At 70.8% G+C, this 14,916-nt stretch carries 10 protein-coding genes, 2 pseudogenes and 1 riboswitch; of the genes and pseudogenes, 2 read left to right on the forward strand and 10 right to left on the reverse strand.

What is annotated here, in order from left to right; translation table 11 throughout:
• Positions 1-384: 384 nt before the first annotated feature.
• Positions 385-933 carry a hypothetical protein gene (locus tag BKD26_RS37380; protein WP_084907503.1) on the reverse strand — a complete coding sequence of 183 codons (549 nt, stop codon included), beginning with the start codon at positions 931-933 and terminating at the stop codon, positions 385-387.
• A gap of 259 nt (positions 934-1,192) precedes the next feature.
• On the opposite strand from BKD26_RS37380, the pseudogene BKD26_RS37385 reads away from it, so the two are divergent.
• Positions 1,193-2,430 (forward strand): annotated as a pseudogene (locus BKD26_RS37385) (IS701 family transposase).
• Positions 2,431-2,455: 25 nt separating this feature from the next.
• On the opposite strand, the pseudogene BKD26_RS37390 reads toward BKD26_RS37385, so the two are convergent.
• The 6 genes and pseudogenes from BKD26_RS37390 to BKD26_RS37415 form a co-directional block, all read right to left on the reverse strand.
• Positions 2,456-2,797, reverse strand: a pseudogene (locus tag BKD26_RS37390) (transposase); the annotation flags it as partial.
• A complete protein-coding gene (locus tag BKD26_RS37395) occupies positions 2,766-3,275 on the reverse strand; it encodes a hypothetical protein (RefSeq protein WP_179166853.1) in 510 nt (169 codons plus the stop codon). The gene BKD26_RS37395 and the pseudogene BKD26_RS37390, both read right to left, overlap by 32 nt.
• A gap of 1,307 nt (positions 3,276-4,582) precedes the next feature.
• Complete coding sequence (locus BKD26_RS37400; protein WP_084907507.1) at positions 4,583-5,233, reverse strand: thymidine kinase; 651 nt, start codon at positions 5,231-5,233, stop codon at positions 4,583-4,585.
• 215 nt (positions 5,234-5,448) lie between these two features.
• On the reverse strand, positions 5,449-6,654 hold the full coding sequence (locus BKD26_RS37405; RefSeq protein WP_084907509.1) for a nucleotide pyrophosphatase/phosphodiesterase family protein: 1,206 nt from the start codon (positions 6,652-6,654) through the stop codon (positions 5,449-5,451).
• Complete coding sequence (locus BKD26_RS37410) at positions 6,654-7,238, reverse strand: DUF5998 family protein (RefSeq protein ID WP_073755400.1); 585 nt, start codon at positions 7,236-7,238, stop codon at positions 6,654-6,656. Before BKD26_RS37410 ends, BKD26_RS37405 begins: the two co-directional genes overlap by 1 nt.
• 63 nt (positions 7,239-7,301) lie before the next feature.
• Positions 7,302-10,256 carry a bifunctional GNAT family N-acetyltransferase/acetate--CoA ligase family protein gene (locus BKD26_RS37415; protein ID WP_084907511.1) on the reverse strand — a complete coding sequence of 985 codons (2,955 nt, stop codon included), beginning with the start codon at positions 10,254-10,256 and terminating at the stop codon, positions 7,302-7,304.
• A gap of 178 nt (positions 10,257-10,434) precedes the next feature.
• Here BKD26_RS37415 and BKD26_RS37425 point away from each other — a divergent pair, with 178 nt between their 5' ends.
• Positions 10,435-10,716, forward strand: a complete 282-nt coding sequence (locus BKD26_RS37425; RefSeq protein ID WP_030021209.1) for an HPr family phosphocarrier protein — start codon at positions 10,435-10,437, stop codon at positions 10,714-10,716.
• 742 nt (positions 10,717-11,458) lie between these two features.
• Here the strand turns inward: BKD26_RS37425 and BKD26_RS37430 are convergent.
• From BKD26_RS37430 to BKD26_RS37440, 3 genes are all read right to left on the reverse strand, one after another.
• On the reverse strand, positions 11,459-12,157 hold the full coding sequence (locus BKD26_RS37430) for a GntR family transcriptional regulator (protein WP_084907513.1): 699 nt from the start codon (positions 12,155-12,157) through the stop codon (positions 11,459-11,461).
• A gap of 211 nt (positions 12,158-12,368) precedes the next feature.
• Positions 12,369-13,166: a M23 family metallopeptidase gene (locus BKD26_RS37435; RefSeq protein WP_084907515.1), complete on the reverse strand. Its 798-nt coding sequence runs from the start codon at positions 13,164-13,166 to the stop codon at positions 12,369-12,371.
• A 13-nt stretch (positions 13,167-13,179) separates the two neighbouring features.
• Positions 13,180-13,343: riboswitch (cyclic di-AMP (ydaO/yuaA leader) on the reverse strand.
• A 208-nt stretch (positions 13,344-13,551) separates the two neighbouring features.
• Complete coding sequence (locus BKD26_RS37440) at positions 13,552-14,916, reverse strand: pitrilysin family protein (RefSeq protein WP_179166854.1); 1,365 nt, start codon at positions 14,914-14,916, stop codon at positions 13,552-13,554.

A 14,916-nucleotide genomic window follows, 5' to 3' on the forward strand; every position in this document is an offset into this window, starting at 1 on the left:
CCGAAGCCGTCGACAGGCGGGGCCTCACTACAGGGCGAACGTTGACTGATGCGGCACCTAGTATTCCAGCTGTAGGTCGTGATCTTGCAGGTGGAGCCGGCACGGAGACGGGTGTGGCCATCGGCTGATGGGAGAGAAAGTGGGACGGTTCGCCGGGGTCGAACCCCTGCGCCGAGCCGGGCGGGACGAAAGGGCCGTGCCGGACCAGCAGGCCCAGGCCCGCTCGATCGCGGCCCGCCAGCGGCGCGAGGACCGGGCTCGTCGCCAGGGCGCTCTCTACGATGCTGTACATGGGGCCGCCCTCTGTCCGTCAGGGCTTAGACGAAGCGAGCGCGAACCTTGCCACAGGCAGCATCGCCGGTGACTGACGGAGCCGCAGATGTCTCACATGTACTCGAAGTACCGGTCGTGCCAGTACGCCTTTCCCACCTCCTCCTCATCGTCCTCGTCTTCGGTCACCTCGCCCGCAGCCACGAGCGCCGCGACCAGTTCCTCGTCTCGGTGCGCCTCCAGTACCGACGGCCCGTCGTACGGCTCACGGAGCAGATCGGCCGGAACGAAGGTGCACCCCGCCGCTGTACAGACGCCGTCGAGCCACGTCACGAACTCCTCGGTCAGGCCCGCTTCGCCGCTGGGTACCCCCTCACCGACCACCACGTCAGCAGTGACGAAGTAGCTGCCGAAGTTGCTCATCACGACACGTATGGGCCGGCCAAGACCCGTCGCGTCCGCCGGGACATCGATGACACCGTAGAAACTGGCGTCCTGAGCCAGGCCCCTTGAGCAGGACGGCCCGAAGCGTTCCTTCAGGGCGCTCACCAGCCGGGCGAAACATTCCCGCGAAGTGGCCAGGTCGAAATCCGCGGGGCGTTCCAGGTGGTGAGGGTCGTCGTGCTCCAGCAGGAGCGCCCGGATCAGGCCCATCGAGAGCATGTCGTGCCCTTCCGTCAGTTCTAGTGCGGAGAAGGGTGGTGGGCCCGGGGCCCGGGCACCCCACCGTGATGAGGTCACGAGCGCGGACTCGACCCTGCCGTCTTGGCCACTAGTGGAACCGTGATCTTGCAGGTGGGGCGGGTGCGGAGACGGTTGTGGCCACCGTTGATCATCGTGAGTTGTGTGGACTGACGATGAGACGGTGGCCGCAGGTCACAGCATAGATCCCGCCCGATGGCGGGAGGCGTTCGAGGCGGCCATGAGCCGGATAGCGGGCCGGTTCGCCCGGTACGAACCACGACTGCGGGCTCGACGGTTGGTGTTGGGCCTGTTGTCGGACCTACCGCGCAAGAACTGCTGGACGATCGCCGAGTGGGCCGGGAGGCCAGCCCGCACGGCATACAGCATCTGCTGTGCCGAGCCGTGTGGGATGCCGATGCCGTCCGCGACGACGTGCGCGAATACGTTGTTGAGCACCTCCACGACGATGGCGCGGTGCTGGTCATCGACGAGACCGGCGACGTGAAGAAGGGCACCCACACCGTCGCCGTCCAGCGCCAGTACACCGGAACGGCTGGCAGGATCGAGAACTCCCAGGTCGCGGTCTACCTCGTCTACGCCGGCGTCCGGGGACACGCGGCGGTGGACCGGGAGCTGTATGTCCCGCGCTCTTGGACGTGCGACCCAGATCGCTGCCGGACAGCGGGGCTCGGCGAGGACACAGTCTTCGCGACCAAGCCGGAACTGGCCCGTTCGATGATCGAACGGTTCCTGGACGCCGGACACCATGCCAGCTGGGTTACAGGTGACGAGGTCTACGGCGGCAACCCGAAACCGCGGGTGGCTCTGGAGGAACGCGGCATCGGTTATGTCCTCGCGGTGGCCTGTTCGGCCGAAATGACGACCGGTGCGGGCACGTTCCGTGCCGATGCCTTGGCCCAGAAGGTGCCGAAGCGGGTCTGGCAGAAGCTCTCGGCAGGACGCGGTGCGAAGGGAGAGCGGTTCTACGACTGGGCCGTCATCGACCTTGCCGAGCCGGCGCCGGACAGGCGCCAGCTGCTGATCCGCCGCAACCGAACTACCGGCGAACTCGCCTACTATCGCGGCCATTCCATCAAGCCAGCACCACTGGCCACCCTGGTCAAGGTCGCTGGCTGCAGGTGGCGTGTGGAAGAGACCTTCCAGGCCGGGAAGGGGCTGGCAGGACTCGATGAGCACCAGGTCCGCCGCTACCCCTCCTGGACCCGGTGGGTCACCCTTGCGATGCTCGCCCACGCCTTCCTTGCGGTCGTCAGAGCCGACGAACACGCCCGTCATCCCGGGCCGACTGGCATGGTCCCGCTGTCCTGCAACGAGATCCAGCGCCTGTTCATCACGGTCGTCGTCCAGCCTCTCCACGACACGGCCCACCGACTCGGCTGGTCCCGCTGGCGACGCCGCCATCAGGAGCGATCACGCACCAGCCATTACCGGCGGCAAGCCGCATCCCAGACATGAAGATCACGATCTACAGCTGGAGTATTAGGGCCCGCATGTTCACTGAGTCGATCGCGCAGCGGGACCAGTCCAGCTCACCGCGGGCACCGAGCTCGTCGAGCACCACTCGGTGGAGCTTGGCCCACACCCGGGCCTTCGACCATTCGGTGAACCGCCGGTGGGCCGTTGCCCCCGACAGCCCGAAGGACGCTGTCGGTAGCTGCTGCCGTGTGCAGCCCGACGTGGCCACGAAAACGATCGCCGCCAGAACCTCCCGGTCGCCATGCCGACGCCGACCGCCGCCCTGAGGCCGCGACGGCGCCTCCGGCACCACCCGCTGGAACAGGGCCCACAGCTCATCCGGCACCAGCCGCTCGACAAGCCCCATGGACTGTCGCGCCTACGCCTTGCTTGAGCAGCGGGTCAGTCCAGGTCGCCTGGAGATCACGGCAGACAATGGTGAGTGTGCCGTCCCAGCCGGCGATCTCGTGGCTGCAGCCGTCCTTGTGCGGCAGGATCTCGTCGAGAATCACAGTCCCGAGTTCCGTGCCTCGGTCCTCGTCGGCGGGATCGACGATGAAGCTGGATACCCCTGCGTAGCGTACGACCAGGTCTCGGTCATGCTTCCAGCAGTTGTGCTGGAACTCGACCTCCATCTCCTCACCGCCGGCACCCCGGATGGCCCGAAGCGTCAGATCCTTCACGCATCGCTTGCTGCGGAAGTCGTAGTGGTCCGTGTCAGTGGCGAAAGCCCGGGCGCCCGGCGGCAGATCACCGGAGATCGAGGGTAGGTGGCTCAGATAGTGAGCCGGGTCCAAGATCCCTGAAAGGTCGCCGACCTGTGCATCGAGATTGACGTACTGCATCAGCCTTTGCCCCCGCTCGTGGCTTCCTACTGGCCGACGAATCGTCGCACAGACTCACCAAATGAGATGACCTCTAAGGTCCCGCCCGCAAAGGAGCGACCCACTTTGCGGGGTACACTCTGATTTTCACCTATTTGGCTCACGGCTCGTCGTGGAAGACCACTTCCCGCAGCCCGCCCATTTCCAGAGGATGTGCCGTCAGCCGCCCGGCGTACGGTGGGGCCCTGTGCTCATCGTGCCGAGGTGGCCCTCCACCCGAGGGCGCTGTGGTCGGCCGGCGGAGCGTGGGAACGCCTGCTCCAGCAGATCGAGGCCGAGGCCGACGCAAGCAGGTGAGATCGACTGAAACCTCTCGGTCCACTCCACCGTCGTCCGTGCCCAGCAACATGTGCCGGTGCCCGCACCGAGCGGCCACCAGCCCCACCTCAAAGGGGCCTCATCGGCAGAACGCCTGGGCGAAACGCCGTGGCATAGCCTCGATGCCCATCGGATGGAGGCGGTGCGGGAGTGAGGGCCTTGGCCGCTCGCGCGGCGGGTTCACCACCAAGCTCCACCTGAGCGCGGACGGCCGCTGCCTGCCGCTCTCCCTGGTCGTCACACCAGGACAGCGGTCGGACGCACCCAGTTCAAGACGGTGCTGGAAAAGATCCACGTCCCGGGAGCGGGCCGGGAAGACCCGCACGAAACCTGACAGCCTCGCCGCGGACAAGGCATATAGCAACACGTGCCCTGCCGCGAGCACCTGCGGCGCCGGGGCATTCGCCACACCACCCCCGAAAAGACCGACAGTCAAGCCGCCCGCCTGCCGCAGAGGTTCCCGCGGCGGGCGCCCACCGGAATTCGACGAAACGCGGTGCAAGAAGCGCAATACCGCCGAGCGGACGATCAACCGGCTCGAGCACACACGAGCCGTAGCGACCCGTTACGACAGGCGCAGCTACGTCTCCCTTAGACCGTGTCCTATGTGGTGAGGCGGATGAGTCGTTTGTAGCAGCAGAGGGCGGCGGCGAGGCCGAGAAAGGCCACGATGATGTCGCCGATCAAGCGCGGATATCGTCCCGTGGACGGGTCAGCCGGGCGGCTGCATCCTACAGAACGCCGCCACTGGGATCTCGAACTGTGCTTCGATCTTCGCGGCGTCCTACTCCCGGTCCGCTTGCCGGAGCATGCTGACGGCCTGCTCCACGATCGTGCCAAGTCTGACGACCTCGGCCCGCAGGATGCGAAGTTCGGCATAGGAGTCGAGGGTGAGCGCACCGCCCCACTGCCGTACGAGATCACGTGCGGGCTTGAACTCCCTGCATAGGTCAGCCCGACGTGACCGGGAGGACGTCAGGCGAGAGGGAGGCCGCTCGCGCCGACGCGCTCGTCATCCGCTTACGGTGGTGGCGGCGGCACAGCACCTCGTACCCCACGGTCTCCGCGGCCACGCCCACGTCCCCCACCACCACCTGCTCCCCCTCGACGACCATCTCGCCGCCCACCGTGCGTGCGTTGTGGGTGGCCCGTGCCCCGCACCAGCACATCGCCTCGACCTGCAGCGTCTCTACCCGGTCGGCCAGTTCGATCAGCCGCTGGGAGCCGGGGAAAAGCTTGGTGCGAAAGTCGGTCGTGATACCGAAGGCGAACACGTCGAGGCCCAAGTCGTCCACAATCCGAGCCAGCTGGTCGATCTGCTCCGGCAGCAGGAACTGGGCCTCGTCCACGACGACGTAGTCGACCTTCCCACCCCGCGACAGGCACTCCACCACATACGCGTAGAGGTCCAGCGCCGGCGTAGCCTCCACCGCCTCGGTGACCAGGCCCAGACGCGAGGACAGCTTGCCTTCGCCGGCCCGGTCATCCCGGGTGAAGATCAGGCTCTGCAGACCACGAGCCGACCGGTTGTGAACAATTTGGAGCGCCAGAGTCGACTTTCCACAGTCCATCGTCCCGGAGAAGAACGCCAGCTCAGACATGGAGAGAACAGGACCTTTCACACCGAACGACGATGGACTCATGCAACACAGACAAGGGCGGAGCCACTTCACACGACTCCCGCCACGACGTGGCCAATACATGGCGGATACCCAAGAAAGTCGGTGCTCTTTCCGCAGTCCATGGTTCCGGAGAAGAACACCAGCTCGGGCATGGCGAAGTGACGACCTTTCGGGTCAGGGCGTGAGGACGGGGCTTACGAACGGACTTCGAGCAGCGGAACCAGCTGCTCCACGGGCGTCATCGAGCCGTGCATGCCGGCCATCGCGGACTCGTTCGGCTCGTTGACGGATGCCGTGATGACGACGTCGTCGTGGGCGGCGGCGACGACGTCGCCGATCCGGCCCTGGACGCGCTCGTCGATCGTCGGTCCGAACCAGCCGGCCGCGATCGCCTCGTCGCGGCTCGCCACCCAGAACTGCTCGCCGAGCACCTCGCGCCAGCAGGCCAGTACGTCGGTCGCGGCGCCGGGCACCGCGTAGACGTGGCGGGCGCGGCCCTCGCCGCCGAGCAGGGCTACTCCGGCGCGCAGCTCCCAGTCCTCGTCGAAGTCGATCCGGGACTGTTCGTCGAACGGGATGTCGATCATGCCGTGGTCGGCGGTGACGTACAGCGCGGTGCGGGCCGGGAGCTGCTCGGCGAGGCGCTGGACGAGCCGGTCGACGCACATCAGCTGGCCGCGCCAGGCGTCGGAGTCGACGCCGAAGCGGTGGCCGCTGCCGTCGACCTCGCTGTAGTACGTGTAGACGAGGGAGCGGTCCCCGGCGGCCAGTTGCGCGGCGGCCAGGTCCATCCGCTCCTCGCCGGTGAGCCGCCCGTGAAACGTTCCGCCACTGAGCGCGACCTTGGTGAGCGGGGTGTCCCGGAAGGTCGGGGAGGAGACCTGCGCGGTGTGGACGCCGGCCGCGTCGGCGAGCTGGAAGACGGTCGGGTACGGCTGCCAGACGTGCGGCGGCGTCCAGGGCTTCCAGCGCAGCTGGTTCATCAGCTCGCCGATGGCGGGGTCGCGCACGGTGTAGCCGGGCAGTCCGTGCTCACCGGGCGGCCGTCCCGTACCGACCGAGGCGAGCGAGGTCGCGGTGGTGGCGGGGAACCCGGCCGTGATGGGCCGTCCCGTGCCGCCCCGGGAGCTGCCGAGGAGGGACGTCAGGAAGGGAGCCTCGGCCGGGTGGGCCTTGATCTGCTCCCAGCCGAGACCGTCGATCAGGAACACGCAGTTCCGGTCGGCGGGCGTCAGCTCGGCGATGCGGTGCTCGAACCCGGGTACGCCGACGCCGGCGGCGAGCGTCGGCAGCAGGTCGGCGAGGGAGCCGGAGCCGTACTCGGGGACGGGTGCGGTGTCCAGGGCGAGCGGCACCGGTTCGTCGGGCCAGGCGGACGCCATGGGTGCGGGCTGGACCATCAGCGGGTGGCCGCGGTGGCTTCGGACAGCGCCTGGGCGAAGGCGAGGGCCTGGCGGACCGTCTCGGGGCCGTCGCCGGCCTCGCTGACGCGCAGGCTCAGGTCGTCGGCGGTGGAGTTGCCGGTGTAGCCGTGGTCGGCGTCGCAGTTCGGGTCGCCGCAGGCGGCGGGCTCCAGGTCGATCCGCGAGACCGCGCCCCAGCCGATGGTGAGGACGACCTCGCGTGGCAGGGTGCCGGGCGTGTACGACTCGGGGTTGGCGACCACGCGACTGAGGACGACGGACGAGATCCGGCCGAGCTTGACCGACTCGGTGGAGGTGGTGGCGTACGGCGTCGGGGAGCTGGTGTCGGCGTTCTGCTCGTCGGTGTGGCTGACGATGAAGCGGTTGGCCGTCAGGACGAGGACCGTCACGTGGCGACGCACCTCGTTGGCGTCGAAGGTGGTCTCCTGGTGGACCAGGTACGACGCGATCGGCTCCCCGCCGACGGCGGCCTCCACCGCCTCGGCCACAAGGGCCGGGTAGTAGCCACTGCGCTCGATCGCCGCGCGCAGCCCCTGGGTGGTCGTACCGGTCTTCGCCATGGACTCCATCCTACGGGGGCGCGGTGACTGCACGGGACGCTCGGGAGCCGGGTCGGTGGGGGGTCAGTAGCTGGGGAGCCGGCGGGGGCCGAGGTCGGTGCGGGCGGGGGGCGGGGCGAGCCGGACGGTCGCGCCCAGGACGGAGAGCCCGCGCGGGGCGACGACCACCGGCTCCAGGCCGACGGCGACGATCTCCGGGTGGTCGTCCACCAGCCGGGACACCCGCAGCAGCAGCTCTTCGAGGGCGGGAGTGTCGACGGGCGCGGAGCCGCGCCAGCCGAACAGGAGCGGGGCGGTGCGGATGGAGCGGATCTGCTCGGCGACGTCCCGGTCGGTGGCGGGGACGAGGCGGTGCGCGGTGTCGCCGAGCAACTCGGAGGCCGCGCCCGCGAGCCCGAAGGACAGGACGGCGCCGACGGCGGGGTCGATGGCGGCGCGTACGACGGTGTCGACACCGCGCGGCACCATGGCCTGGACGACCGGCTGGAGCTCCTCGGGCTTGCCGAGGGTTTCGGTCAGCTCGGCGTAGGCGGCGCGCAACTGCTCCTCGGTCGCCAGGTCGAGGCGTACGCCGCCGAGGTCGGGGCGGTGGCGGAGGTGCGGGGCGGTGGTCTTGAGCGCGACGGGGTAGCCGAGGTCGGCGGCGGCGCGGACGGCGTCGTCGGGGGTGGGGGCGGGCAGCGCGGGGCGTACGGGGATGCCGTAGCGCCCGAGCAGCTCGCGGGCGGCGTCCGGGGCGAGGGTGATGCCCCGCTCGTCCACGTCCTGCGCGAGCGCCCGCTCGATCTGCGCGGCGGCTCCGGCCTCGTCGATGCCCTCGTACTCGGGGACGCGTCCCGGGTCGGCGACCTGGCGCCGCCACTGCCCGTACCTGACCGCCTCGGCCAGCGCCCGCACGGCCCGCTCGGCGGCGGGGTACGCGGGAATGCGGTATCCCCCGCCGGAGGCACCGGGCGGGGTGCCTGGCCCCGTGGTGCTCTGCGTGGCGCTTGTACCGGACGTGTCCGGTGCGGTGCCGGGGCTCCGCGGGGCCGACGTGTCCGGTGCGGTGCCCGGGCCTGGGGTGGTCTGTGCGGTGCTGGACGTGCCTGATGCGGTGGAGGCACCGGAGGCGACCCGCGCGCGTGTCGTGCCGGACGAGGCCGGCGCCGTGCTGGTGGCTGCCGCCAGGGAGTCGGCGAGGGCGCCCATTTCCACGTGGACCACCAGCACCGGCTTCGCCGGTGCCTCCGCGGAGGCGGCCCGCAGCGCCTCGGCCAGGACCTCGCCGTCGCCGGACTCGGTCACCCCGTTGTCGCCCACCCAGGGGATCGCGGTGACCACGACCGCGTCGCAGGCGTGGTCCCGGAGAGCCTCCGAGAGCGCCGTACGGAAGTCCTGTGGCGTGGCCGCCGTCGTCAGGTCGCGGGGCCGCAGGGGCCGCAGCCCCTCCGTCAGGCAGGCGTCGTACGTCAGGAGCCCCAGCGACTCGGAGTTGCCGAGGATCGCCACGCGCGGGCCCGCCGGGAGCGGCTGCCCGGCCAGCAGCAGGCCGGCGTCGACCAGCTCGGTGACCGTGTCGACGCGGATGACGCCCGCCTGCCGCAGCAGGGCCGAGACCGTGGTGTGGGGGATGCGGGTTACCGGTACCGCGTGGCCAGGGGGCGCGCTGCCGCTGTGCCGGCCGCCCTTGACGACGACGACCGGTTTCACCGCCGCCGTACGCCGGGCGAGACGCGTGAACTTGCGGGGGTTGCCGATCGACTCCAGGTAGAGCAGGACGACGTCGGTGTCGGGGTCGTCGTACCAGTGCTGCAGGAGGTCGTTGCCCGACACGTCCGCGCGGTTGCCCGCCGAGATGAAGGACGACAGGCCGGCGCCTCGCCGGTGCAGGCCGGACAGCAGGGCGATGCCGATGGCGCCGGACTGGGTGAACAGCCCGATCCGTCCCGGCACCGGCGGGTGCGGCGCGAGCGAGGCGTTGAGCCGTACGTCGGGCGCGGTGTTGATGATGCCGAACGCGTTGGGGCCGATGATGCGCATGCCGTACGAGCGTGCCCGGCGCACCAGTTCCCGCTGGCGCGCCCTGCCCTCGGCGCCCTGCTCGGCGTAACCGGCGGTGAGGGCCACCAGTCCCTGCACGCCGTGTTCCCCGCAGTCGGCGACGACCTCGGGGACCCGCTCGGCCGGTACGGCGACGACGGCGAGGTCGACGGGCTCCCCGATGTCGGCGACGGAGCGGAACGCGGGCACCCCCTCCAGGGAGGTCGTCGTCCCGGGGAGGGCACGGTTGACGGCGTACGTACGGCCGGTGTATCCGGCGTCCACGAGGTTGCGGAGGACGGTGCGGCCGACTCCGCCGGGGGCGCGGCCGGCACCGATGACGGCGACGGAGCCGGGAGCGAGGAGCCGCTGCACGGACCGGGCCTCGGCGCGCTGTTCGCGGGCGCGCTGCACGGCGAGGGACCGGTCGGTGGGCTCCAGGTCGAGGTGGAGCCGTACGGCCCCGTCCTCGAAGCTGCGCTTCTGGGTGTACCCGGCGTCCGTGAACACCTTGATCATCTTGTTGTTGGCGGGCAGGACCTCGGCCGCGAAGTGCCGGATGCCTCGCTCGCGGGCGACGGCCGCGATGTGTTCGAGCAGCGCGGACGCGACGCCCCGGCCCTGGTGGGCGTCCTGGACGAGGAACGCGACCTCGGCCTCGTCGGCGGGGGCACTCGCGGGCAGCCCCTGCGCGTTGATCCGGTCGTAACGCACGGTCGCGATGAACTCGCCGCCGACCGTGGCCGCGAGCCCCACCCGGTCCACGTAGTCGTGGTGGGTGAAGCGGTGCACGTCCTTGGCGGAGAGCCGGGGGTAGGGTGCGAAGAACCGGTAGTACTTCGACTCGTCCGAGACCTGCTCGTAGAAGCTGACCAGGCGCTCGGCGTCATCCGTGGTGATCGGCCTGATCCGCGCGGTGCCGCCGTCCCGCAGCACCACGTCGGCCTCCCAGTGGTCGGGGTATACGTGTTCCGGCTGATCCGACGGGGTCCGCATGGGCCCCAGCGTACGGTGCGGCCGGCTGGTCGTGGAGGTGCTGTGGACAACGCTGGGTGAGGCGCGTCGACCGGCCGCCGGGCCCGGCGTGGAGGCCGGTTCGAGCACTCTGCCGGACATGAGAGACTGGATTCCACAACTGGTCTAGACAACCCGCCAAGACTCGAAGGGCAACACCATGGCTGAGCGCCGCGTCAACGTCGGCTGGGCCGAGGGCCTGCACGCCCGCCCCGCCTCCATCTTCGTCCGTGCCGCCACGGCCGCCGGCGTCCCCGTGACGATCGCCAAGGCCGATGGCAACCCGGTCAACGCCGCGTCGATGCTCGCGGTGCTGGGCCTGGGCGCGCAGGGCGGCGAGGAGATCGTGCTCGCTTCGGACGCGGAGGGCGCGGACGCCGCCCTGGACCGTCTGGCGAAGCTGGTTGCCGAGGGCCTCGAGGAACTCCCCGAGACCGTCTGACCCTCCCGGTCACCCCCACCTGCATCAGAGCGGAGCCGCATCCCCGGGACCCGGGCGGTACGGCTCCGCTTTTTGCCGCCTCGGGGCGCTCGTCCTGGCGCGACAACGCGCCTTGAGCGCGCCGGGGCCGCACGCGACACGGCCCGGGCGGCCGACCCGGGCACCACGGCGGTCGGCCCCGCCGCCCAGGCCACCGCCGGCCGCCCGAGAGCAGGGCGCTGCACTCGCCCCCACCGGCCACGACGGGCACCTGGCGGGCACCTGGCGCGTGGACCCCACCGGTCTCTTCGGGACGCCTGGCGCGTGGCCAACCGGCCGCTTCGGGCGCCTCAGGCCCGTGGACGACCCGCCGCGATGGGCGCCTGGCGCGTGGACCCCACCGGTCGCCTCGGGCACTCAAGCGCCTCCGCCCCACTGGCCACAACGGTCACCTCAAACGCGTCGACCCCACGAGCCGCTTCGGGCGCCGACGCAGGCCCCACCCGTCACGTGCGGCACGGGCGCCTCGCCGCCACAGGTCGCTTACGGCACCCCGGGCGCGTCGGCCTGACGGGCAACCCCCGGACGTCGCCACGGGGCGCTTGTCGGCCGCATTCGGCGCGGCGCCGTGCCGCTTACGTCATCCGGTTCGGCGGGCCGGCCACGGTCCGGTGCGCGAGGTCTCCTTTTATGGGCGACCATTTCCGGGCAGGGGGAATTCCGTGCCTCAGGAATTCCCCCGTCTTTGTATACGGCGCCGCTGTTAATTGCGGGCGCTCGCGGTGTTTACGCGATGTTGCGAGGTCCTCACACGCCCGGCCGGCCGCTCGGGCCGTTCCTGGCGGCGCAGCCGGTGCGCGGTCAGCGAGCGCTCGACGTGGAGGGCGGTGAGCGCGCGGGCGCGTTCCGCGTCGCCGCGGGCGACGGCGTCCACGATCGCGCCGTGCTCGGCCCACGCCTCCACCGGCTGGGCCGGCTGTTCGACCGCGTACATCCAGGCGATCTTGTGCCGGAGCTGGGTGAGCAGCGCCGTCAGCGCCGGGCTGCCGGACGCCTGGGCGAGCGTCTCGTCGAACCAGCCGCCCAGCGAGCGGAGGTCCTCCCCCTGGCCACGGCGCGCCCGCTCCTGGCCCAGCCTGACCAGGCCGCGCAACACCTTCAGATGTGCGTCGGTGCGGCGCTGGGCGGCGCGCGCGGCGCCCAGCGGCTCCAGCAGCGTACGCATCTCCAGCAGGTCGGCCGCCTCCTGCTCGGTGGGCTCGGCGACGCACGCGCCGACGTGGCGGCGGGTGGTGACGAAGCCCTCCGACTCCAGGGTGCGCAGCGCCTCGCGGACCGGGACGCGCGAGACGCCGTAGCGGCGGGCCAGCTGCTCCTCGGTGAGCCGGCTGCCGCGCTCGAACACGCCGGTGACGATGTCGTCGCGGATCGCCGTGCATACCGAGTGCGCTGGAATGCGCATACCAGAACCCCCAACTTAATCCGCGCGAAACTCAGCTGATTGACGCCTGTTCAGTGACTCTATTGCAGCGGGACGGAATTTCCGATAGCCACCCGTAAACCATGGAGTTCTTTTTGGCCAGGAGGCCGCCCCCGGGTTGCCCGGACATGGCGAAGGCCCCGGTTCGTTTCCCGAGCCGGGGCCTTCGCAGAACGAGGGGAGAGGGGCGGGGTCAGACGTTCACGCCGTGCGACCGGAGGTACGCGACGGGGTCGATGTCCGAGCCGTACTCGGCGCTCGTACGGGCCTCGAAGTGGAGGTGCGGTCCGGACGAGTTGCCGGTGGAGCCGGAGAGGCCTATCTGCTGGCCGGGCATGACGGTCTGGCCGACCGAGACGTTGATGGAGGACAGGTGGCCGTACTGGGTGTACGTACCGTCGTTCATCCGGATCACGATGTTGTTGCCGTACGCGCCGCCCCAGCCGGCCTCGACGACGGTGCCCGCGCCCACGGACACCACGCGGGAGCCGGAGGCGGCGTGGAAGTCGATGCCGGTGTGGCTGCCGGAGGACCACATGGCGCCGCCGGTCTGGTAGCCGGTGCTGACGTACGTGCCGGCGACGGGGAGCTGGAAGGCGTTGAGCCGCTGGCGCTCGGCCTCGCGGTCGGCGCGCTCCTTGGCCTCGCGGGCCGCCTTCACACGGGCCTCGGCCTTGCGCTTCGCCTCCGCCTCGGCCTTCGCCTGGGCGGCGGCCTTGGCGGCGGCCTCCTGGGCCTCCAGCTCCTGGGCCTCGGCCTGGGCGTCGACCCGCTCGGCGAGTGTGTCGGTGATGATCGCCTGGTTGAGGCCGGTGTCCTCGAGCGAGAGCGGAGCGGCGTCCTTGTTGGCGGCGAGCGCCGGGGAAGCGAGGGATCCGACGACGCCGGTGGTGGCGAGGGCCGCGACTCCGGCGACGTGTGCGCTCTTGCGGCTCAGGAAGCCGGGGCGGCTCGGGGCACGGTGCTTCCCGGTGGCACGGGTGAACGCCATGAAGTGGCTGGTCCTTTCCTTCCTTCTCGCCTACCGGGTTAGCTGACGGGTTCGGAGCAGGAAGGTCTCCTACGGGCCCCTCCGCACGGGTGCGAAGGCGTCCGATTCACCCCAGGGACTGCGTGGGTCCCCGGCTCCCCAGGCTCGCGCCGGACGGGGACTCGGCGATCGCTGCCCGGTGCCGCGGGTGCGGCGGGTACCGGTCGGACAGCGCATCAGACGCTAAGCGGCTGATCTTTCAATCACCAAACGGACACGGTTTTTTGTAGCGCACGCCACAGGGCAGACACCGAACCTCCGCAACAAAGCGGACATATGGCCGGGACCCCGGCATCGCCCGATGCCGGGGTCCCACATAACCCCTCCTGGAGGAGAGGCGCGTCAATCAGCCGGTGACAACCGTCACTTCGCCGATGCCGAGCGCCTCGACGGGCTCCTTGATCTGAGCCGCGTCACCAACGAGGACCGTGACCAGACGGTCCACCGGGAAGGCACTGACGACCGCCGCGGTGGCCTCCACGGTGCCCGTCTCGGCGAGCCGGGCGTACAACTGGGCCTGGAAGTCGTCCGGGAGGTGCTGCTCGACCTGGTCGGCGAGGGTGCCCGCGACGGAGGCAGCCGTCTCGTACTTGAGCGGGGCGACGCCCACCAGGTTCTGGACGGCCGTCTCGCGCTCGGCGTCGGTCAGGCCCTCGGCGGCGAGGGTGCGCAGCACCTTCCACAGGTCGTCGAGCGCCGGACCCGTGTGGGGCGTGTCGACCGAGCCGCTGATGGCGAGCATGGCCGCGCCGCCCTCCGGGCCGGAGCGCAGCACCTGGCCGAAGGCCCGTACGCCGTAGGTGTAGCCCTTCTCCTCGCGCAGGACCTTGTCCAGGCGGGAGGTGAGGGTGCCGCCCAGGCAGTAGGTGCCGAGCACCTGGGCCGGCCAGACCCGGTCGTGCCGGTCGGGGCCGATACGGCCGATGAGCAGCTGCGTCTGTACAGCGCCGGGCCGGTCGACGATGACGACACGGCCGGTGTCGTCGGCCGTCACGGGCGGTACGGGGCGGGGCTCGGCCGTGTCGCCCGTCCAGGCGCCGAGGGTGTCGGCGAGCACCGCGTCGAGGTCGACGCCGGTGAGGTCACCGACAACGACCGCGGTGGCGGTGGCGGGGCGTACGTGCGCCTCGTAGTAGGCGCGAACGGCCGCGGCGTCGATGCGGGCGACGGTCTCCTCGGTGCCCTGGCGGGGGCGCGACATACGGGAGGTGGCCGGGAACAGCTCCTTGGACAGCTGCATGGCGGCGCGACGGGACGGGTTGGCGATCTCGTGCGGGATCTCGTCGAGCCGGTTGCGGACGAGGCGCTCGACCTCGCTGTCGTCGAAGGCGGGGGCCCGCAGCGCCTCGGCGACCAGCCCGAGGGCCTTGGCCAGCCGGGAGACGGGGACTTCGAGGGAGACCCGTACGCCGGGGTGGTCGGCGTGCGCGTCGAGCGTGGCGCCGCAGCGCTCCAGCTCGGCGGCGAACTCCTCCGCCGAGTGCTTGTCGGTGCCCTCGGACAGGGCCCGCGCCATGATCGTGGCGACGCCGTCGAGGCCCTCGGGCTCGGCTTCGAGCGGGGCGGCGAGGAAGATCTCGACGGCCACGACCTGCTGGCCGGGGCGATGGCAGCGCAGCACGGTCAGGCCGTTGCCGAGGGAGCCGCGGTCGGGGGCGGGGAAGGCCCACGGCTTGGCGGTGCCGGGCCGGGGCTGCGGGTGGAACTCCAT

This window comes from Streptomyces sp. CB03238 (genome assembly GCF_002099185.1).
Lineage (GTDB): Bacteria > Actinomycetota > Actinomycetes > Streptomycetales > Streptomycetaceae > Streptomyces.

Excerpts from the sequence above, each read along its gene's own strand:
- BKD26_RS37380 (WP_084907503.1), bottom strand. The coding sequence starts at position 933 with ATGCTCTCGATGGGCCTGATCCGGGCGCTCCTGCTGGAGCACGACGAC.
- BKD26_RS37395 (WP_179166853.1), bottom strand. The coding sequence starts at position 3,275 with ATGCAGTACGTCAATCTCGATGCACAGGTCGGCGACCTTTCAGGGATC.
- BKD26_RS37400 (WP_084907507.1), bottom strand. The coding sequence starts at position 5,233 with ATGTCTGAGCTGGCGTTCTTCTCCGGGACGATGGACTGTGGAAAGTCG.
- BKD26_RS37405 (WP_084907509.1), bottom strand. The coding sequence starts at position 6,654 with ATGGTCCAGCCCGCACCCATGGCGTCCGCCTGGCCCGACGAACCGGTG.
- BKD26_RS37410 (WP_073755400.1), bottom strand. The coding sequence starts at position 7,238 with ATGGCGAAGACCGGTACGACCACCCAGGGGCTGCGCGCGGCGATCGAG.
- BKD26_RS37415 (WP_084907511.1), bottom strand. The coding sequence starts at position 10,256 with ATGCGGACCCCGTCGGATCAGCCGGAACACGTATACCCCGACCACTGG.
- BKD26_RS37425 (WP_030021209.1), top strand. The coding sequence starts at position 10,435 with ATGGCTGAGCGCCGCGTCAACGTCGGCTGGGCCGAGGGCCTGCACGCC.
- BKD26_RS37430 (WP_084907513.1), bottom strand. The coding sequence starts at position 12,157 with ATGCGCATTCCAGCGCACTCGGTATGCACGGCGATCCGCGACGACATC.
- BKD26_RS37435 (WP_084907515.1), bottom strand. The coding sequence starts at position 13,166 with ATGGCGTTCACCCGTGCCACCGGGAAGCACCGTGCCCCGAGCCGCCCC.
- BKD26_RS37440 (WP_179166854.1), bottom strand. The coding sequence starts at position 14,916 with ATGGAGTTCCACCCGCAGCCCCGGCCCGGCACCGCCAAGCCGTGGGCC.